The organism is Ruegeria sp. HKCCD4884 (assembly GCF_013110855.1).
Taxonomy (GTDB): Bacteria; Pseudomonadota; Alphaproteobacteria; order Rhodobacterales; family Rhodobacteraceae; genus Ruegeria.
This window is the reverse complement of the sequence record NZ_WVRJ01000003.1, coordinates 114,351-133,552: the sequence shown is the minus strand read 5'-3', so window position 1 is coordinate 133,552 and position 19,202 is coordinate 114,351. Positions and strand designations below refer to the sequence as shown.

16 protein-coding genes are annotated in these 19,202 nt (G+C 57.4%); 5 read left to right on the top strand and 11 right to left on the bottom strand.

The annotated features are described in order from the left end of the window. Window positions 1–103 precede the first annotated feature (103 nt). From GS636_RS05440 to GS636_RS05430, 3 genes are all read left to right on the top strand, one after another. A complete protein-coding gene (locus tag GS636_RS05440; RefSeq protein WP_171184968.1) occupies window positions 104–967 on the top strand; it encodes an outer membrane protein assembly factor BamD in 864 nt (287 codons plus the stop codon). Between the two features lie 36 nt (window positions 968–1,003). Further along, window positions 1,004–2,653 carry a DNA repair protein RecN gene (gene recN / locus GS636_RS05435; RefSeq protein ID WP_171668725.1) on the top strand — a complete coding sequence of 550 codons (1,650 nt, stop codon included), beginning with the start codon at window positions 1,004–1,006 and terminating at the stop codon, window positions 2,651–2,653. A 100-nt stretch (window positions 2,654–2,753) separates the two neighbouring features. Beyond that, a complete protein-coding gene (locus tag GS636_RS05430) occupies window positions 2,754–4,439 on the top strand; it encodes a chloride channel protein (protein WP_171668724.1) in 1,686 nt (561 codons plus the stop codon). A 3-nt stretch (window positions 4,440–4,442) separates the two neighbouring features. Here the strand turns inward: GS636_RS05430 and GS636_RS05425 are convergent, their stop codons facing one another. From GS636_RS05425 to cobS, 5 genes are all read right to left on the bottom strand, one after another. Next, complete coding sequence (locus GS636_RS05425) at window positions 4,443–5,810, bottom strand: DUF3179 domain-containing protein (RefSeq protein ID WP_171668723.1); 1,368 nt, start codon at window positions 5,808–5,810, stop codon at window positions 4,443–4,445. 178 nt (window positions 5,811–5,988) lie between these two features. After that, window positions 5,989–6,330 carry a DUF427 domain-containing protein gene (locus GS636_RS05420; protein ID WP_171092280.1) on the bottom strand — a complete coding sequence of 114 codons (342 nt, stop codon included), beginning with the start codon at window positions 6,328–6,330 and terminating at the stop codon, window positions 5,989–5,991. 63 nt (window positions 6,331–6,393) lie between these two features. Further along, window positions 6,394–8,184 (bottom strand): aminopeptidase P family protein, encoded by a 1,791-nt coding sequence (locus tag GS636_RS05415; protein WP_171668722.1) that lies wholly within the window; start codon window positions 8,182–8,184, stop codon window positions 6,394–6,396. A gap of 136 nt (window positions 8,185–8,320) precedes the next feature. Beyond that, complete coding sequence (gene cobT, locus GS636_RS05410) at window positions 8,321–10,198, bottom strand: cobaltochelatase subunit CobT (protein WP_171092276.1); 1,878 nt, start codon at window positions 10,196–10,198, stop codon at window positions 8,321–8,323. Between the two features lie 123 nt (window positions 10,199–10,321). Next, entirely contained in the window at window positions 10,322–11,308 is a 987-nt protein-coding gene (gene cobS, locus GS636_RS05405; protein WP_171092274.1) for a cobaltochelatase subunit CobS, read from the bottom strand. A 375-nt stretch (window positions 11,309–11,683) separates the two neighbouring features. On the opposite strand from cobS, the gene GS636_RS05400 reads away from it, so the two are divergent. Next, window positions 11,684–12,517 (top strand): Hint domain-containing protein, encoded by an 834-nt coding sequence (locus tag GS636_RS05400; RefSeq protein ID WP_171668721.1) that lies wholly within the window; start codon window positions 11,684–11,686, stop codon window positions 12,515–12,517. 166 nt (window positions 12,518–12,683) lie between these two features. Here the strand turns inward: GS636_RS05400 and GS636_RS05395 are convergent, their stop codons facing one another. Then, on the bottom strand, window positions 12,684–13,232 hold the full coding sequence (locus GS636_RS05395; RefSeq protein WP_171668720.1) for a hypothetical protein: 549 nt from the start codon (window positions 13,230–13,232) through the stop codon (window positions 12,684–12,686). 137 nt (window positions 13,233–13,369) lie between these two features. After that, complete coding sequence (locus GS636_RS05390; protein ID WP_171668719.1) at window positions 13,370–13,996, bottom strand: J domain-containing protein; 627 nt, start codon at window positions 13,994–13,996, stop codon at window positions 13,370–13,372. Between the two features lie 108 nt (window positions 13,997–14,104). Here GS636_RS05390 and GS636_RS05385 point away from each other — a divergent pair, with 108 nt between their 5' ends. After that, on the top strand, window positions 14,105–14,359 hold the full coding sequence (locus GS636_RS05385) for a BolA family transcriptional regulator (RefSeq protein WP_171184953.1): 255 nt from the start codon (window positions 14,105–14,107) through the stop codon (window positions 14,357–14,359). Window positions 14,360–14,370: 11 nt separating this feature from the next. Here the strand turns inward: GS636_RS05385 and GS636_RS05380 are convergent, their stop codons facing one another. The 4 genes from GS636_RS05380 to gatB form a co-directional block, all read right to left on the bottom strand. Then, a complete protein-coding gene (locus tag GS636_RS05380) occupies window positions 14,371–15,447 on the bottom strand; it encodes a PLP-dependent cysteine synthase family protein (RefSeq protein WP_171668718.1) in 1,077 nt (358 codons plus the stop codon). A gap of 330 nt (window positions 15,448–15,777) precedes the next feature. Then, on the bottom strand, window positions 15,778–16,197 hold the full coding sequence (locus GS636_RS05375; RefSeq protein ID WP_171639120.1) for a DUF4177 domain-containing protein: 420 nt from the start codon (window positions 16,195–16,197) through the stop codon (window positions 15,778–15,780). 80 nt (window positions 16,198–16,277) lie between these two features. Then, on the bottom strand, window positions 16,278–17,534 hold the full coding sequence (gene pepT, locus GS636_RS05370) for a peptidase T (protein WP_171092259.1): 1,257 nt from the start codon (window positions 17,532–17,534) through the stop codon (window positions 16,278–16,280). 147 nt (window positions 17,535–17,681) lie between these two features. After that, the gene (gene gatB / locus GS636_RS05365; RefSeq protein WP_171175256.1) at window positions 17,682–19,193 is read right to left on the bottom strand and encodes an Asp-tRNA(Asn)/Glu-tRNA(Gln) amidotransferase subunit GatB; all 1,512 of its coding nucleotides are present in this window, start codon (window positions 19,191–19,193) and stop codon (window positions 17,682–17,684) included. Window positions 19,194–19,202: the final 9 nt, after the last annotated feature.

Here is a 19,202-nt window from a genome sequence, read left to right as displayed (position 1 = left end):
GCGCCAGATGTTGCATAAGGCGTTTTGCACCGGAATTTTCTGTGCTAGACCATGGCTCAATTCGGGGCGAACCCCATTAAGTAAGACGACAAGGATGGGCGGTATGGTTGGCAGCAAAGCGGCAGTCAGACTCGCAGGCGCGATTCTTCTGACAGCAGTTTTGGCAGCGTGTGGTAACGGAGGCGGCCTTTTCGGCAACAAAGGCGCTGACCGGAGCCAGAACCTTGAAGGGTTCACGCCGGAACAGATCTACACCCGTGGTGAATACGAACTGTCGCAGAATCGCTCGGACGATGCGGCTTGGTATTTCTCGGAAGTTGAACGCCTGTATCCTTATTCCGATTGGGCCAAACGTGCGCTGATCATGCAGGCGTTTTCGTTCCACTCCGACAAGAACTATGAAGAAAGCCGGGCTGCGGCGCAGCGATATATCGACTTCTACCCCACGGATGAAGATGCAGCTTACGCGCAATACCTGCTGGCGCTCAGCTACTATGATCAGATCGATGAGGTCGGGCGCGATCAGGGCCTGACCTTTCAGGCGCTGCAATCGCTGCGCACCGTGATCGAGGTGTATCCCGACAGCGAATATGCCACCTCGGCGGTTTTGAAATTCGACCTCGCCTTTGACCATCTGGCAGGCAAAGAGATGGAAATCGGGCGCTATTACCTGCGTCAGGATCACTACATCGCAGCGATCAATCGATTCCGCGTTGTTGTTGAAGATTTCCAGACGACCTCTCACACCGCTGAAGCGCTCTATCGTCTGGTCGAGGCTTATTTGTCCCTTGGCCTGCTGGACGAAGCGCAGACAGCCGGTGCCATCCTGGGCTATAACTATCAATCCTCGGAATGGTATGACGATGCCTACAAGCTGCTGACGTCACGCGGTCTTGATCTCAAGAGCCGTGGCAACAACTGGCTCAGCACGATCTATCGTCAGACCATCAAGGGTGAATGGTTGTAATCGCCATGGCTTCTGGCTTGGGACGCTAAAGACCCGATGCTGCGCGCCCTAGATATCCGCGACATGCTCATCATCGACCGGTTGGAACTGACCTTCCAACCGGGTTTGAACGCTTTGACCGGGGAAACAGGGGCTGGCAAATCGATCCTTCTGGATTCGCTTGGGTTCGTATTGGGCTGGCGCGGACGGGCCGAATTGGTGCGGCAGGGTGCAGCACAGGGCGAGGTCGTCGCCGAATTTGAACTCTCTGCCGACCATCCCGCTCATGCGATTCTGTCTGAAGCCGGCTTGCCGGGGGGCGAAGAACTGATCCTGCGTCGGGTCAACACTGCTGAGGGGCGTAAGACCGCCTGGGTCAATGACCGGCGCTGCTCGGGCGACGTGTTGCGGGCTCTGTCCGAAACCCTGATCGAACTGCATGGCCAGCATGACGATCGCGGGTTGCTGAACCCGCGCGGGCATCGGGCGATGCTGGACGATTTCGCTGGTGTATCGGGGCATTTGGCCAAAGTGCGTGCGGCCTGGTCCGAGATGTCTCGTGCGCGTAAGGCCCTGGCCGAGACCGAGGCCGCACTGGCCGCTGTCCGCAGCGAAGAAGAATTTCTGCGCCATGCCGTGGCCGAACTGGACCAGCTTGATCCGCAACCGGGCGAGGATGCCGAACTGGATGCGCGCCGCCGCATGATGCAAGGGGCCGAACGCATCCGGGATGATGTCGCCCGCGCTTTCGCGCTGTTATCCGGGGATGGGGCTGAAGGTGCAATGTCTGACGCGATCCGCTGGTTGGAAGGCGTGTCAGACAACGCAGGTGGTCAATTGGAAGAACCGATTGCCGCGCTTGGGCGTGCGATGATCGAACTGGGCGAGGCGCAGGACGGCGTGAATGCATGCCTTCAGGCGCTGGATTTCAACCCGGCGGAACTGGAACAGGCCGAAGAACGCCTGTTTGCCATCCGGGCACAAGCGCGAAAGCATGATGTATCACCGGATGATCTGGGAACATTTGCCGACACCCTGCGCGACCGGTTGAATCGGCTGGAGGCGGGTGACGCCGATCTGACGGATAAACGTACAGCCGTGAACGCGGCGCAGGACGCCTATAACACCGCTGCTGCCGAGCTGAGCGCAGCCCGCAAGGCGGCTGCTGGGCGGCTTGATGCGGCCGTCATGACTGAACTGGCCCCGCTCAAGATGGAACGCGCCGTGTTCCAAACCGAGCTCACTTTGGCAGAGCCGGGCCCCGAAGGCACTGACGCAGTTGCGTTCACCGTGGCGACCAATCCCGGCGCTCCGGCCGGTCCTTTGAACAAGATTGCATCGGGCGGTGAACTCAGCCGCTTTTTGCTGGCGCTTAAGGTCTGTCTGACTGGGGATGACAGCGCGCGCACGATGATCTTTGACGAGATTGACAGGGGCGTTGGCGGTGCCACAGCTGATGCGGTTGGGCGCAGGCTGGCGTCATTGGCGCAGGGCGGTCAGGTTCTTGTCGTCACCCATTCGCCTCAGGTTGCCGCCCGTGCCGCGCATCACTGGCGTGTGCAGAAACAGGTGACAAAGGGGCAAACCCTGTCCACCGTAATTCCCTTGGCGGAACCGGACCGTGTGGATGAGATCGCGCGTATGGTGGCAGGTGATACAATCACCGAGGAAGCACGCGCTGCTGCCCGGGCTCTGCTGCAAGCCTGATGTGCCTATGGCGTGAATCAGTGCTCACACTGTCGCTATCTCACTTTTATATGGGCGCTCCGTGGCTTACTAAGGTGTAAGTGATGATCCCCGAGGGCCAATGACCCAATCGACCCGCACCGTTCTGCGCAACCAGTTCAATCAGGCTCTGGCCGCGATCAAGGATGCGTGGCGGGTGATGTTGCGCCGGGGGCCAAGCCAGATCCAGTTTTGGTTCATCGCACTGGCCATCGGTATCGCGGCAGGGTTCATGGCGCTTGGCTTCCGCAAAGCCATCCGTTCCCTGCAGGCTTACCTTTACGACACGGATGATATCCTGCTGCTGCACAGTCATGCCGAGAAACTGCCGTGGTTCATGGTTCTGATTATTCCCATCGTCGGCGGCCTGCTTGTGGGCGTCATCCTGAACCGTTTCACCAATGACGGGCGTGTGCGGTCTGTGGCCGATGTAATCGAAGGCGCCGCCGTGACGGACGGCCGGGTTGAGGTCAAGGCCGGGATCGCGTCGTTTTTTGCTTCTCTGATCACGCTCAGTTCGGGCGGGTCAACGGGCCGGGAAGGGCCTGTAGTGCATATGGCCGGAGTGATTTCCACCTGGGTCAGTAACCGCATCCATGCGGACGGGATCACGGGACGTGACCTTTTGGGATGTGCCGTTGCCGCCGCCGTATCGGCCAGCTTTAACGCGCCTATCGCGGGGGCCTTGTTCGCGCTCGAGGTCGTGCTGCGCCATTTCGCCGTTCATGCCTTTGCGCCGATCGTTATCGCCTCGGTCGCGGGAACGGTGATCAACCGGCTGGAATACGGCGATGTTACCGAATTCACCCTGGATACGCCGGGGTCGCTGCAATTTTATGTCGAACTTCCGGCTTTCCTGATCCTCGGTCTGATCTGTGGATTTGTCGCCCTGCTGCTGATGCGATCGATCTTCTTTGCCGAGGATATCGGCAGTCATATCCAAAGCCGTCTGTCCATCCCGGGGTGGCTGCGCCCGGCGGTCTCTGGCGCGATGCTGGGGCTTATGGCGATCTGGTTCCCGCATATCATCGGCGTGGGATACGAGACCACAATCCGTGCTTTGACCGGTGATCTGGTTCTGACAACGGCCATCCTGTTTGCCGTTACCAAAACCGTTGCCGTCGCCATCACCATGGGCGGGCGCATGGGCGGTGGTGTGTTTTCTCCCTCACTTATGGTGGGCGCGCTGACCGGGCTGGCCTTTGGACTGATCGCCACCGGTCTGTTGCCGGACGTGTCCGGAACACACACGCTTTATGCCTTTGCCGGAATGGGTGCTGTGGCTGCCGCGGTGCTGGGTGCACCTATTTCGACCACACTGATTGTCTTTGAACTGACCGGGGATTGGCAGATCGGTCTTGCGGTGATGGTGACGGTTTCTATGTCCACTGCGCTGGCCTCGCGTCTTGTGGATCGGTCCTTCTTCCTGACCCAACTGGAACGGCGGGATGTCCATCTGGCGGCCGGGCCGCAGGCATATCTGTTGGCCATGCTGCGCGCCGGGGCCGTGATGCGCCCAATCGGTGACCCGCGTTCGATCACCAAGGAAGAAGCGCAGAGACTGATCGAACAGGGCCTGTGCATTCAGGCCAGCGCCACACTGGAAGCTGCTATGCCCTATTTCGACCGGGCGGACATCCCTTGTATTCCGGTGGTTATTCTGGATGCCGATGGAACTGAAACACCGGTAGGTGCGCTTTACCACATAGATGCGCTCAAGGCCTACAACAGAGCGCTTGCCGCCACCGCGGCCGAGGAACATTCCTGATCCTCAACCACCGTAGACGCTGGCAGCGTCCCCCAGGTAATTGTCCCACGCAAACCAATAAGAGATGTGGCCCGCAACCCGAGACAAGCGTGTGCCATCCGGTCCGATCAACGCGTCTTCAGTCACGGTCCAGCTTTGACCTCTGCCATCCTGCAAACCTGTTTGCGTGGCCTTGAATGTATGACCTTTGCGCTCATAGGCGCGTACGCTGCGTTCTTTTGGGTCCCCGATCAGAACCAGTGGCGTTTGGGCAATGGCGTCGTTTATCACCGGCTTGCGCTTGAATGCATCCAGCGGCCAAGCGCGCGCGGCTCCGAACTGGCGCACGGCAAAGATGTAGTCTTTCTGCCGATGTCTGGACTGATCCACCACTGCCGGGAACATCAACTCGCTTGAGGCGAAGTAATCTCGATAGACAACGCCCGACCCATAGTTGCGCCGATGCCCGGTATTCAGAGACAAGACGCGCGTCTTTGGGTGCGAGGTTTTCCAACTGTCCCACGTAGTGATCACAACCGGGCGCTGTTTCAACGTGATGCCGCTATTCACCAAAGGACCCACAACAGGTTTGCCGGTGTATTGGTTCCAAAGCGAATGTGTCTCGCGGTCAAACATCAGCTTGTTCGAGCGATAAAGGAACCCTGACGAACCGAAAATGAACGGTTTTCGCCGCCCCGCCACCTGCGTTTCAAAAAGAATGCCGGACCCGCAAAGCGTGCAATAGGCCAGCGCCACGGGTACTCCGCCGATCACTTCATTGAACATCTCGTGCCAGCCCATGATCCGCAACGGATAGGCGCGCTCGTCCCCGTTGATTGCTACGCCGAAGACCAGATCATCGCCTTTAAGATATCCGGCATTCGAAGGTGAAATCAGAGACGGATTGTCCAAAGACGGAATACCGTCCTTATGCACTCCGCCCCATGCGATTTCTTCCAAACGGATCCTCATCCGGTCGCGTTGCAGGTATTCGGGTTGCAGGAACACGTCGAAGTTCGGGTCGATCCGCAGCAGAACCTCGCGCTTGAACGGGATAAGCGACGGATGAGGAGTAATCTGCGGGTTCCGCTCCTGCCACAGCATCCACTCGAACCAGTCGTTGCCATAGCGCTGCCCGGTCAGAGCCTCCATCACCTTGACGATCTCGTCTCGCCGACGGTCGGCATAACGCATCGCGGTCAACAACCCAGGAACAACATCCGGCTGCCCACGATCCTTGAGGTACGCCATCTGCGCCTCAAACGCGGTACGTCGCCCCTCCAGCGTGCTACGCAAAGCTTCAAGCACTGGATCCTGCTGTGCCCACAGCGCACCGGGGGCAAGCGCACCAGCCCCGATCATCCCTGCAAAACCGCGACGTGAAATCAACATGGAAGCCTCCGGTGATACCCGCAGGTAAGTGTGCCGCAATTGCCGCTCACATGCATTCCACAGCTGCGTGAGGGTAGGAAATGGAGAGCGCTTTCGCTTCCAGAAGCTTTACAATAGTCGCAAAAAAAACGGGCCTTCCGGCCCGTTTGAATGCGCAACAAAGATCCCTAAGCAGAGACTAAATCTGCTCTACCTTCACTGATTCCACAGGATAAAATGCCAGATGATCTTTGATCTCAGCCACGTCCGGGATTGGGTTCTCATAGCTCCAGACTGCATTTTCGGTCACGGATGATTTGTTGACGATGGAAAAATGCGTTGCGTCGCCCTTGCCGGGGCAATGGGTTACTTTGTCGGTACGGTCCAAAAAGGCCATCGCGATGTCGTTGCGCGGGAAGTAGATCACCGGATCCTTGTCGCCTTCGTGCAGTTCCAGGGCATTGTTTGTCTCGCCCAGGATCGCACCGCCCGAGCGGACACTCCATTTGCCCGGCGCTTTTTGGATCGTGATCTCGGTCATTCCTATTCCTTCCTTCGTCGTATTCGGGCCTCTCCTCTGCCCGTTCTATGTAACAGCCCGGTGTCAGACCGGCGCAGTTGCGGCATCCAACCACAGTTGCGCGTCACGTCCCAGCCTTGGGCGGATCTTTTCCGCAACGTCGCGGTGGTAGGCATTCAGCCAGTTACGTTCGTCGGGTGTCAACATATCGACCAGGATCAGCCTGCGGTCAATCGGTACGAAAGTCAGGGTCTGCCAGTTCAGCATTGCACGCTCTGCGTCGCTGCCGGGCAGGGCGGGAGCCTCTTCCACTACGACAAGGTTTTCAATGCGGATGCCAAAAGCGCCTTCACGATAGTATCCAGGCTCGTTTGACAGGATCATACCTGGCTGCAACGGCACATGGCTTACCCTTGACAGGCGCTGCGGCCCTTCGTGAACACTCAGATAAGCTCCGACCCCGTGGCCGACCCCATGATTGAAGTCTTGCCCTGCGGCCCAAAGCGGCGTTCGCGCCACGCATTCGATGTCACGACCTGCAAGCCCTGCAGGCCAGCGCAACATCGACATGGCAATCATGCCTTTCAGAACACGTGTGAAACAGGTTTTCTCTTCATCGCCAACTTCGCCGATGGCAATGGTTCGTGTGATATCGGTTGTACCGTCCAGATATTGCCCGCCGCTGTCCAGAACCAGAATGTGACCGTCTTCCAAGCGGCTGTCGGTTTCTTCGGTCACGCGATAATGCATGATCGCACCGTTTGGCCCGGTCCCTGCGATGGTGTCGAACGAGATATCCTGAAGCGCATTGTCCTTGCGCCGGTTCTCTTCCAAGCGCGTGACCACTTGAGTCTCGGTCACACTGGCAGGGGCTTGCTCGTCCAGCCAGCAGAGGGTCTCGATCACGGCCACTGCATCACGCAAATGCGCTTCGGCGCTGCCCGCGATTTCGGCAGGGTTTTTGCAGGCTTTGGGCAGGGCACAAGGATCGCCACCTTCAGTCATCGCGGTCCCCAACACATCCGCTACGATCTGGGGCAGGGTGCCAATGTCCACTTGAACTGGTCCCTCCAGTGCGCCGACCGTGTCGAGAAAAGTCTGCGGGTCATGCACGGTCACATTTGAACCTAGATGATCCCTGACTTCGGCCAGCTTGTCGGCTGTCATGAACAGGTCGACCCTGCCATCTGCATGTAAAATCGCAAAACCATGTGCGACCGGGTTATAGGCAATGTCAGATCCGCGAATATTCAACAGCCACATTATCGAATCCGGCAGGGTGAGGACCGCAGCACTATTCCCATTCCGCTGCAAATCTTTGGCCAGACGCGTAATTTTGCTGTCCGACGACTCCCCGGCAAATTCAATCGGATGCACCTTGACCGGGTTCATGGGTGGTGCAGGTTGATCCGCCCAGATCCGGTCAACAAGGTTCTCACATCTCACTGGTTCGATACCGGTACCGTCCAGGTCACGTATCAAGTCGGAAATCTGACCTGCAGCGTGCAGCCAAGGATCAAACCCCACCTTGCCCCCGTTGGGCAGCTGCTCTTTCAGCCACGCGCTCAGGCTGACCTCGGGCCAGGGCACTGGCGTGAAGTCATCGGCAACCTGTGCCTTAACCTGCGTACGATAGCGCCCGTCAATGAAGACCCCGGCGACATCAGGCAAGGCGGCGCAAAACCCGGCCGAGCCTGTAAAACCCGTTAACCAAGCCAAACGTTCATCACGTGGGGCCACATATTCCCCTTGATGGGCGTCCGCGCGCGGTATCAGAAACCCATCCAAACCCGCTTGCGCCATTTCCGCTCGCAGCGCGGTCAACCTTGGTGGGCCTTGTTCCGGGCGGGCAGTCACTTGAAAGGATTGGAACATGAAGGGCCTCATTCACTGTGGTACCGGCAGACCCTGAGGCGCAGTGGAACAAATGTCCAGATCAGTATGACCCGAACAAAAGCCGATCCCAGACTTCATCTTTTCAAAAATACTCCCGCCGGAGGCAAGGCCAGCCTCAGCTGGCCTTTCGCATCCCCATCACCCGGGCCCGTGCGCGCGGATCACTGTCGAACAAAGCCGCCAACTGTTCGGTCATAGCTCCTGCCAGCTGTTCCACATCGGTGATTGTCACGGCGCGGTCATAATACCGGGTCACGTCGTGGCCGATCCCGATGGCCAACAGTTCCACCATCTTGCGCTTTTCGACCATGGCGATCACATCGCGAAGGTGTTTTTCCAGATAGTTGGCCGGGTTCACGCTCAGCGTGGAATCATCGACCGGAGCACCATCCGAAATGACCATCAGGATCTTTCGCGCCTCGCGCCGCGCCAGCATCCTACGATGCGCCCATTCCAAGGCCTCACCGTCGATGTTTTCCTTCAGTAAGCCCTCTTTCATCATCAGGCCCAGATTGGGGCGCGCTCGACGCCAGGGCGCGTCGGCACCCTTATAAATGATATGGCGCAGATCGTTCAGACGCCCCGGCTGCTGCGGGCGGCCATCGTTTAGCCAAGCCTCGCGCGCCTGACCACCTTTCCACGCCCGCGTGGTAAAACCCAGAATCTCGACCTTCACATTGCAGCGTTCCAGCGTCCGCGCCAGAACATCCGCACAGATGGCCGCGATCGAAATCGGACGTCCCCGCATCGAGCCGGAATTGTCCAGTAGCAGTGTGACCACTGTATCGCGGAATTCGGTATCTTTCTCGACCTTGAAGCTCAATGGTGTGGTTGGATTCGCCACCACACGCGCCAGACGACCGGCATCCAGAATACCTTCTTCACGGTCGAACTCCCAACTGCGGTTCTGTTGTGCCTGCAGTCGACGCTGTAGCTTGTTGGCCAGGCGGCTCACAGCCCCCTTCAGCGGTTCCAGCTGCTGATCAAGATAGGCACGCAACCGTTCCAGCTCGGCAGGTTCCGCCAGGTCCTCGGCAGCGATTTCTTCGTCATGGGTATCCAGATAGACTTTGTAATCCGGGTCAGCCTCGGATGCTGGCGGCGGGGCAGGTGGCTCCATCGGGGCCTCACCTTCAGGCATCTCCGCCTCATCGCCCAGCTCATCCTCGGCCATCTCATCCATCGAGACCTGTGCCTGAGATTGATCCTGTTGCTCTTCCTGGCTTTGTTCAGGGGTGGCGTCGGCGTCCTGCTCGTCCTGATCATCCTGACCGGTGCTGTCTGGGTCGGGCTGTTCTTCAGCGTCTTCCTCGGCCTGATCTTCCTGCTCATCGTCCAGCTCATCAGGGTCATCCCCAAGCTGGTCGCCATAGCCCAGATCCTTGATCACCTGACGGGCAAATTTGGCAAACTCGGCCTGATCCGAGAGAATTTCGTCCAGATTCTCCAGCGTGCCTCCGGCCTGTTCCTCGATGAAGCCGCGCCACAGGTTCATGATGTTCTCGGCCGCAGGCGGCAGATCGCGCCCGGTGGCCAGATGCCGGATCAGATAGCCTGCTGCCACGGCCAGAGGTGCATCGGCAGGCTGTTTGCATTGGTCATAGCCACGCCGGATCGCCTCATGCCCGATCTTGACGTCGATATTGCTGGCGGTGCCGGGCATATCCCGAGCGCCCATCGCTTCGCAGCGAGCGGTCTCCATCGCCTCATAGAGGTCCCGCGCCATATCACCCGGCGGGGCATAGCGTGCATGAGTGGCATCGTCGTGATATTTGCGCTGCAAGGCCAGAGCGTCGGCAGTGCCGCGCGCCAAAAGCACCTCTTCGCGCGTCATCCGGCGCGATACCTGAGGCAAACGCATCGACTCGCCGGACATGCCCGAAGGATCAACCGTATAGGTTACGGACAGCTCGGGGTCATCGGCCATGACCTTGGTTGCCTCGGCCAAAGCCTTCTTGAACGGATCAGCAGGGTTGTCGTTCTTCTGTGCCATGTCCCCAAGCCTTTCACATTGCAGCCCCGATTTCCATCAGCAGGGAAACAGGATCCGCCTTCATCTGGCTAAAAATACCTCCGCCGGAGGCATTGCGCCCGCAAACGGGCGCAATTCGGCGTACTACCCTAAGCTCACACTCGCCGCGCTTTCCGGCAGCTCTTCGTCGAAGCAGCGTTGATAGAACTCGGCCACGGTCTGACGCTCCAGCTCGTCACATTTGTTCAGGAAAGACAGGCGGAAAGCATACCCGACATCGCGGAAAATCTCGGCGTTCTGAGCCCAGTTGATCACCGTACGGGGGCTCATGACGGTCGACAGATCGCCATTCATGAAGGCAGTCCGGGTCAGGTCGGCCACAGTGACCATCTGACTGACGGTCTTGCGGCCGTCGGCGGTGTTGTAATGTGGCGCTTTCGACAGCACGATCATTGTTTCGGCATCGTGGCTGAGGTAGTTCAGGGTCGAGACCAAAGACCAGCGGTCCATCTGTGCCTGGTTGATCTGCTGCGTGCCGTGGTACAGACCCGTGGTGTCGCCCAGACCAACCGTGTTGGCGGTGGCAAACAGGCGGAAGTTCGGGTTCGGTGTGATGATCTCGTTCTGGTCCAGCAGGGTCAGTTTGCCGTCATGCTCAAGAACACGCTGGATTACGAACATCACGTCCGCGCGGCCCGCGTCATATTCGTCGAACACGATGGCGACCGGGTTACGCAGAGCCCAGGGCAGGATGCCTTCGTGGAACTCAGTGACCTGCTTGCCATCGCGCAGCTTGATCGCGTCCTTACCGATCAGGTCGATCCGGCTGATATGGCTGTCCAGGTTCACGCGTACTGCGGGCCAGTTCAAACGCGCCGCAACCTGTTCAATGTGAGTCGATTTACCCGTACCGTGATAGCCTTGGATCATCACACGACGGTTGTGGGCAAAACCCGCCAGTATGGCCAGCGTGGTTTCAGGATCGAATTTATAGGTCGGGTCGATGGCCGGCACACGGTCAGTGGCCTCGGCAAAACCCTTGACCTTCATTTCCGTATCAATGCCGAATACGTCGCGAACCGAGATATCTTCGGTTGGTTTTGCGTTAACGTCGATCGATCCGTCAGCCATTCGTCTTGTCCTTATCCTTTGGCCCGCCTTGCCGGGTCTGAACCCGTGTGTGGTGCAACATATTGCGGGCAAGGGCAAGGGAAAGAGGCAGACCTGAAAAGCTGAGGGGATGTTTCTTTGAAACTGGCCTTATCGTTATCGCGCGCCGAGGCTTGTGACTTTCGGCTCAAACCGAGAAAGGAACGTTATCCCCGGGGCTTGCAGCTTAAAAGAAATTAAATATAAAAATATTACAATTATATTATGTGAAGGGTTAATCTGGCTATATGCTCATGCATAAGTCGCTCTAGGTGTTTGTTAACGGAAAAAGTTCGAATGGCGCTTACAATTCTAGGCCCATCTTCAATTGCGGTCCCCACTGGGTCGTCTTCCGTTATGCAACAATACACTGCAACCAAAGCCGGAGCTTCATGGAATGTTGTTGTTACGGGAACAGGGGGATTGAACCCTTCCGATTACTCTGTTTCGATTTCGTCGAGCGGGGTTTTAACTGTTGACCTCACCCCGGGTGTCGTCATTCCTCCCAACACGCAACTGGCCGTCGAAATATTCGCGTCTACGGGTCCTGGAAATGGCAACAACGACACACTCTCAGTGACGGTCGCGCTTCCGGCTGGAACTGTGCCGTGTTTCGTGAAGGGCACTATGATAGCAACCGAAAAAGGGTATTGTGCTGTCGAAGATCTTTCAGTCGGAGAGAAAGTGCGCCTTTCCAGCGGTGATCTGCTGCCCATTGAGTGGATTGGAGAAAAGACCCTGAGCGCGGAGGATTTGAGGCGCAACCCTCAATTGCACCCCGTTTGTATCCAAAAGGGAGCGTTGGGAGAAGGCATTCCTCACCGCGATTTGTACGTATCTCCGCAACACAGAATTGTTCTGGAAGGATGGCGCGCAGAACTTCTGTACGGAGAGCCTAGAGTCTTTGCCGCAGCAATCCATCTGGTGAACGACAAAACCATTCGTCAGGTTCATTTCAATGAGCCAGTCACGTACTACCACATTGCTTGTTGTCGCCACGCAATACTGATGTCCAACGGTTTGCCAACTGAAAGTTTATTTCTGGGTGATATAGCGCTGAAATCCTTCCACCGCGAAGACGTAAAAGAGTTGCTAACGCTATTTTCGGAATTAAGTGATCGCTCGACAGTGCCCTCACAAGCTCGCCTGAGTTGCTTGAAGCGTTGGGAAGCACTTGTAATTCGAAGTTAAGCTCGCGGAGAAAGCCCTGCCATTTACTGATCTACACCGCGGTCAAGCAAGTTAGTGCAAAGTTTGCTTCTCTAGATCGACTACCATCAATTTGAAATGAGGGCGGCACACAAAGTACGTCACAGCGCCGCGCGCAAACTTTAGCTTTGAAACGACGGTCACCTACTCATTGCGAAAACCAAAGCTCATCGTTACGAAAGCCGCCTTTCACGAGGCGATCCGCTTTCAAAACATCCGGAAACTCGTCCACCCAATCCCGAAACCGGTCATTTGTGATAATGCGTGCCTTGCTGTCCCGCGACGCTTGTAAAATCAAAGGATCCGCCGGCGTTCCTTTGGGTGCGATCATGACCTGCTTGGTGCGCAGACCTAAAGCGCGGCTCAGCGCCCGGTCGTTCATGTATTCGCCGTCGAGCTTATAGCCGACATTTGCATCGAATACGACACCCGGTTTGAACCCGGCCATCTTCAGCGCCGACAGCACCAGCCGCAATGTGCCCAGATCCGGCTTACCCTCTTTCCAATGGATCACGTTGGACCCGTCCACGATGATCCATGTGTTTGCCTTGCGCCACCTGAGCCACGCGCGCAGCCCCCAAATCAGGCTGATGACGATGAATAGCAGGCTCAGTTCTCGGGCGAACGCGAATTCAGGCGGAAGAAACGGGGCCGCGAAATAAACGCCCAGCGAAAAAAGCAAAAGGAGGTATGGCATACGCACAGCGGCTGCTCCGTTAATACCCGTGTTCAAACCCCACCACTATTGCGGGAATTGAACAAGGTTTCCAGTGAGCTTGATCGCAATCGGGCCGGGCAGTGTACACACAAAGCCACAGCTGTCGGATCGCAGATTTATTTGAAGTTCCGGCTGTCCTTGATCTGGTCCCAGGCCCAGACGACCTCTTGCAGCTGTTCTTCTTGCGAGCGATCACCGCCATTCATGTCCGGGTGCAAAACCTTGATCAACTTCTTGTAGGCCTTGCGCACCTCTGCCTTGGACCAGCTGTCATTGGCTTCCAGAATCTCGATCGCGCGGCGTTCGGTGGGGGGCAGGCGACGGCCACCACCACCCGACGTGCGGCCTTTGTTTTGCGTGCTGTTGGCACCCAGAACCTGATGCGGGTCCTCGATACCCAAACGGGCCCAGGCGCGCGCCTCGGGGTCGCCCATCGGTTTAGTTTCGCGTTCCCACACTTTGTCTTTCGACCGCTGCGCGTTCAACTCGGCCTCTGTGGTGCCGTCGAAGAAGTTCCATTTCTGATTGTATTCGCGGACATGCTGCTGGCAGAACCAGTAGAAATCGTCCAGAACATCCGGTGCCTTGGGGGCGCGGAACTTGCCCGGCTCGTTGCAGCCCTCATGATCACAGATCCGGACCGACGTCTCGGACGCGCCTGACATGCCCCGACGCCCGCGCGGGTTCTTTTTCTTGGCGCTGGAAACGGACATATCAAATCCGAAGGGGTCTGACTTCGTCATGCTCTCAATCCTCACGAACGCATCTTTTCGACTCGGAGGCAGCAGTTTAATCTAAGCAGCCGAAAGTAGAAGAGGGGGGCGGTAAAATTTTTACCGCTGAGCGAAAAAATGAGCGTGACCGATGAGATCCGAACCTGCCTGCAAGCCGCCTTTGACCCGCGCGAGCTTGAGGTGATCGACGACAGCGAAAGCCACCGCGGCCACGCGGGTTTTCAGGAAGGCGGCGAGAGCCATTTCAACGTCCGCATTCGCGCCGCCGCTTTTGAAGGGCAATCTCGTGTCGCCCGCCATCGCGCGGTTCACAAAGCTTTGGGCGATATCGTGCCCCGCATTCACGCGCTGGCCTTGGATATCGATACCTGAACGCTAAGACGTCAGTCTGCGCTCATCTGCGCCGAAGGTGTTGAAGCTGATATTGCATACTCTTCTTCTGTCATGTCGTCTTCGATGCCTTCGAACAAAGGGGTCGACAAATAACGCTCGCCAGTGTCCGGCAGCATGACCAGAAAAACGGATCCTTCCGGTGCGGATTTGGCCATCTTCATCGCGACGGCAAAGGTCGACCCGCCCGAGATTCCGGTGAAAATACCTTCTTCCGAGGCAAGTCGGCGCGACCACGCGATCCCTTCGGGTCCGGGTACGGGGATCAGTTCGTCGTAATACTTATTGTCTATGGCTTCCTGCAGGACCCAAGGAATGAAGTCCGGCGTCCATCCCTGAATCGGGTGCGGCTCGAAATTCGGGTGGCTCTCGGTCGGCTGATGATCCCCGTTGCGGGTGTTGGTGTACCCCGATGACACGATGGCTGCATTGGCTGGTTCGGTCAGGATGATCTTCGTTTCGGGCCGCTCTTTCCGCAAGGCGCGCGAGACACCTGAAACTGTGCCGCCGGTCCCATATCCGGTCACCCAGTAATCCAGCCGCTGCCCTTCGAAATCGACAAGAATCTCCCGTGCGGTCGTGTTTTCGTGAATATCGGCATTGGCAGAGGTTTCGAACTGGCTGGCCAGAAACCACCCGTTTTCCTCGGCCAGTTCCTTGGCTTTGGTGTACATACCAAACCCTTTCTGGGCCTTGGGAGTCAAAACGACCTTTGCGCCCAAAAACCGCATCAGCTTGCGCCGTTCGACCGAAAAGCTCTCGGCCATTGTCACAACCAGAGGATAGCCCTTGGCCGCGCAAACCATGGCAAGTCCGATGCCGGTATTGCCCGAGGTTGCTTCGACAACGGTCTGGCCTGGTTTCAACCGCCCCTCGCGCTCCGCCGCTTCGATAATATTCAGCGCCAGCCTGTCCTTGACCGAACCAGCGGGATTGAACGCTTCGAACTTCACATAGACGGTTACATGATCTGGCGCGATACGATTGACTCGGATGCAAGGCGTGTCGCCTACTGTATCGAGAATGCTGTCATAAAGGCGTGCCCGCCCTTGCGTCTGCCGAATAGCCATTTTTGATGTCCCTCCCGGTTGTTCGATTAGCATGCCACAGATTTTCGGGGTGCGTATCCCTTTTTCAAATGGCGTGTCCTGCTTGTGTTCAAGTCGCCGCCAGTCTTTTGACGCTTTTGTTCTTTTTCGGACGAGATCACGCATAGACAGGCGTCTGTTCCGGTCATTTGCAATCGGAGTGCGCTGGAACCCGCACGGGACAAGCCTGGACACGGGTTCCGCCGGGCAACCTGTGTTGAAGGCGTGGCAAATGATTAAAGATGTTGGACTTATCTCAAAACAGCAGGTGGTCTAATGCCTTATCTCAGATACCCACCCCTGTGACAAAGACTAAGATTTTGAAGCGTCATCGGCCTCGGATACTTCATCAGACTGTTTCAACGACAACGGCGGTTCATCCGCTTCCGCCGCAATCGGTTTCGGCGCCTGAACCTCGTCGGGGCCCGGAACCGGCTGGGCCAAAGGGGTGCTGTCCATATCTGGTGCTGTACCGATTTCGGATGCGTCAACTTCTTCTTCCACCACGCGCCGAAACACCAGCACGTTACGCCAGTTCGTTGTCGATCCGGTCAGGCCCGCGCGTTCCTCGCTGGGTAGCAACTCGGCGCGGTGGTATTCCCAGCCGTCCTGACCCATCTGGTTCAGGACCTGTTCAACCGAGACCGCAAAGCGGCCCTCGGGTGTTTTCACCCCTTTGGCTTTGACACCTTTTTGTGGGGCGGGGATCACCTTGTATTCGTAGCGCTGCATCAACTGTTCCTAAACACCTGTTCGCGCCAAACTAACACGCTGATCCCCGAGGGAAAGAGCCGTTGCCCAACCAGCGGAAATCAGCCCTGATGATTGCCGCCTGCCTGTGCTGCCTTGGTCACAACCGAAAGGCACAGCTCAGTCGCCAGTGCCATGTCTTGTACTGAGATCCATTCCATCGGTCCGTGAATGCATTGCATCCCAGTGAACAGGTTGGGGCAGGGGGTGCCGAATTCGGTCAGGCGCGACCCGTCGGTTCCGCCACGGATCGGGACGGACAGAGGTTCGATCCCCAACTCACGACAGGCATCGCGGGCCAGGTCGACCGGTGTCATGTCATTTTCCAGCCAATAGCGCATATTGCGATACTGATGGCTGATCTCGCAGGTGATATTTGCGCGTGGTTCGGTGGCCTGTACGGCGGCACAAACCTGTCGCACGATGTTGCGCTGGGCTTCCAGTGCGTCCATTTCGAAATCACGCAGGATCAGCTTGATCTCCATCTCGGACGAGCCGCCATTCATGTCGGTGACATGGATGAATCCCTCGCGCCCATCTGTGGTTTCCGGAGTCATGGTGGCCTGAGGTAGCGTTTGAACGATTTTTGCAGCCAGATGTGCAGCGTTCACCATTTTGTCTTTCGCCAAACCGGGATGGATCGAAACGCCTTCGATCTTGATCACCGCACGGTCGGCTGAAAAGCTTTCGTACTCGATCTCACCGACTTCCTGACCGTCCAGAGTATAGGCGAAATCCGCGCCCAGATCCTTGGGAAGCTGTTCGGTTACACCGCGCCCGATCTCTTCATCCGGGGTAAACCCGATGCGGATCGGTCCGTGTGCAATATCCGGGTTTTCAATCAGGTGCCGCGCCATGGTCATCAGGATCGACACGCCCGCCTTGTCATCCGCACCCAGCAGGGTCGTGCCTGAAGCGGTGATCAGGTCATGGCCAATTTTCTCGGCCAGATAGGGGTTTTCTTCCGGTGATAGAACCAGATCAGGATCGTCTGGGAATGAGATATCACCGCCATTGTATCCCTTGATCACCCGTGGCTTGACGCCAGTAGCATTGAACTGAGGGGCGGTATCCACATGCGCCAAAAAGCCCACTGTCGGCCCCGGAGCGGTTCCGGGAATGGTCGCAACCACTACGCTGTCGCCTGTGACTTCGATATCCTGCGCGCCGATCTGGGCCAGTTCATCGCGCAACAGATTCAGCATGTCGAACTGGATTTGCGTGCTGGGGGTTGTGGGGGAAGTCTCGTCGCTCTGACTGTCGATGGCCGCATACCGCACCAGCCGGTCCTCGAGTTCCTGATCAAATCTGTTCTGCATGATACCTCACCTTTCTGGAGGCGAAGAAAGGACGCGAACAGCGGGAAGTCAAGCCGATGGCTTGACCCCAAGTCTTAAGATTTCGTGAGTATATGATGTGTACAAATCCGCGCGTCGCCGTTGGCAGACCTGTACACATAAAACGGGTTAAGACCCCAGCTTTTTGCTGACCAGTTCGTTCACGGCCTTCGGGTTCGCCTTGCCTCCGGTCGCCTTCATGACCTGACCGACAAACCAGCCCGCCAGTTTCGGGTTCACTTTAGCCTTTTCGACCTGTGCCGGGTTGGCAGCGATGATTTCATCCAGAGCAGCTTCGATGGCGCCGGTATCGGTCACCTGCTTCATGCCGCGGTCTTCGACGATCTGTGCCGGATCACCGCCTTCGGTATAGACGATTTCAAACAGGTCCTTGGCGATCTTGCCCGAAATGGCATCCGACGAGATCAGGTCAATGATCCCACCCAACTGTGCCGGGGAAACCGGCGAGTCAGTGATGTCGTGATCTTCTTTTTTCAGACGGCCGAACAACTCGTTGATCACCCAGTTCGCGGCCAGTTTCCCGTTGCGACCCTTGGCGACTTCTTCGAAATACGCGGCAGATTCCACCTCGGCGGTCAGAACCGATGCGTCATAGTCGGTCAGACCGAATTCGCTGATAAAACGTGCCTTCTTCTCGTCGGGCAGTTCGGGCAGCTTCGCGGCGATGTCGTCGACCCACGCTTGTTCGATTTCCAGCGGCAGCAGATCAGGGTCGGGGAAGTAACGATAATCGTGCGCCTCTTCCTTGGACCGCATCGAGCGGGTCTCGCCCTTGTCCGGGTCATACAGGCGGGTTTCCTGTTCGACCTCACCGCCCCCTTCGACGATGGCGATCTGGCGGCGGGCTTCGACCTCGATCGCTTGCTGGATAAAGCGCATCGAGTTCATGTTCTTGATCTCACACCGCGTGCCAAGATGCGAGAAATCCTGCGTTTCCTGATACTTCTCATAGGCACCCGGCAAACAGATCGATACGTTCACGTCGGCGCGCAGGTTGCCGTTCTGCATGTTGCCATCGCAGGTGCCCAAGTAACGCATGATCTGGCGCAGTTTGGCGATATAGGCGGCGGCCTCTTCCGGCCCGCGAATATCGGGGCGGCTGACAATCTCCATCAGGCAAACGCCGGTCCGGTTCAGGTCAACAAAGGACATATGCGGGTCCATGTCGTGGATCGATTTACCCGCATCCTGCTCCATGTGAATGCGTTCGATGCGAACCATGCGCGCGGTGCCGTCACCCATTTCAACCAGCACTTCACCTTCGCCCACGATGGGGTGGTACAGCTGCGAAATCTGATAGCCCTGCGGCAGGTCGGGGTAGAAATAGTTCTTGCGGTCAAACGCCGATTTCAAGTTGATGTCCGCCTTCAGGCCCAGCCCGGTGCGCACAGCCTGTTCAACGCAATATTCGTTGATCACAGGCAGCATTCCCGGCATCGCCGCGTCGACGAAGGCCACGTTCGAGTTCGGCTCGGCCCCGAATTGGGTCGACGCACCAGAAAACAGCTTGGCATTGGACGAGACCTGAGCGTGCACCTCCATCCCGATCACCAGTTCCCAGTCGTGCTTGGCCCCGGCAATGGTCTTGGGTTTGGGCATTTCGTATGTCAGATCGAGCATGGCGCGCCT

Coding starts and splice junctions, on each gene's coding strand:
- GS636_RS05440 (WP_171184968.1), top strand. CDS start 104: ATGGTTGGCAGCAAAGCGGCAGTCAGACTCGCAGGCGCGATTCTTCTG.
- recN (WP_171668725.1), top strand. CDS start 1,004: ATGCTGCGCGCCCTAGATATCCGCGACATGCTCATCATCGACCGGTTG.
- GS636_RS05430 (WP_171668724.1), top strand. CDS start 2,754: ATGACCCAATCGACCCGCACCGTTCTGCGCAACCAGTTCAATCAGGCT.
- GS636_RS05425 (WP_171668723.1), bottom strand. CDS start 5,810: ATGTTGATTTCACGTCGCGGTTTTGCAGGGATGATCGGGGCTGGTGCG.
- GS636_RS05420 (WP_171092280.1), bottom strand. CDS start 6,330: ATGACCGAGATCACGATCCAAAAAGCGCCGGGCAAATGGAGTGTCCGC.
- GS636_RS05415 (WP_171668722.1), bottom strand. CDS start 8,184: ATGTTCCAATCCTTTCAAGTGACTGCCCGCCCGGAACAAGGCCCACCA.
- cobT (WP_171092276.1), bottom strand. CDS start 10,198: ATGGCACAGAAGAACGACAACCCTGCTGATCCGTTCAAGAAGGCTTTG.
- cobS (WP_171092274.1), bottom strand. CDS start 11,308: ATGGCTGACGGATCGATCGACGTTAACGCAAAACCAACCGAAGATATC.
- GS636_RS05400 (WP_171668721.1), top strand. CDS start 11,684: ATGCAACAATACACTGCAACCAAAGCCGGAGCTTCATGGAATGTTGTT.
- GS636_RS05395 (WP_171668720.1), bottom strand. CDS start 13,232: ATGCCATACCTCCTTTTGCTTTTTTCGCTGGGCGTTTATTTCGCGGCC.
- GS636_RS05390 (WP_171668719.1), bottom strand. CDS start 13,996: ATGACGAAGTCAGACCCCTTCGGATTTGATATGTCCGTTTCCAGCGCC.
- GS636_RS05385 (WP_171184953.1), top strand. CDS start 14,105: ATGAGCGTGACCGATGAGATCCGAACCTGCCTGCAAGCCGCCTTTGAC.
- GS636_RS05380 (WP_171668718.1), bottom strand. CDS start 15,447: ATGGCTATTCGGCAGACGCAAGGGCGGGCACGCCTTTATGACAGCATT.
- GS636_RS05375 (WP_171639120.1), bottom strand. CDS start 16,197: ATGCAGCGCTACGAATACAAGGTGATCCCCGCCCCACAAAAAGGTGTC.
- pepT (WP_171092259.1), bottom strand. CDS start 17,534: ATGCAGAACAGATTTGATCAGGAACTCGAGGACCGGCTGGTGCGGTAT.
- gatB (WP_171175256.1), bottom strand. CDS start 19,193: ATGCTCGATCTGACATACGAAATGCCCAAACCCAAGACCATTGCCGGG.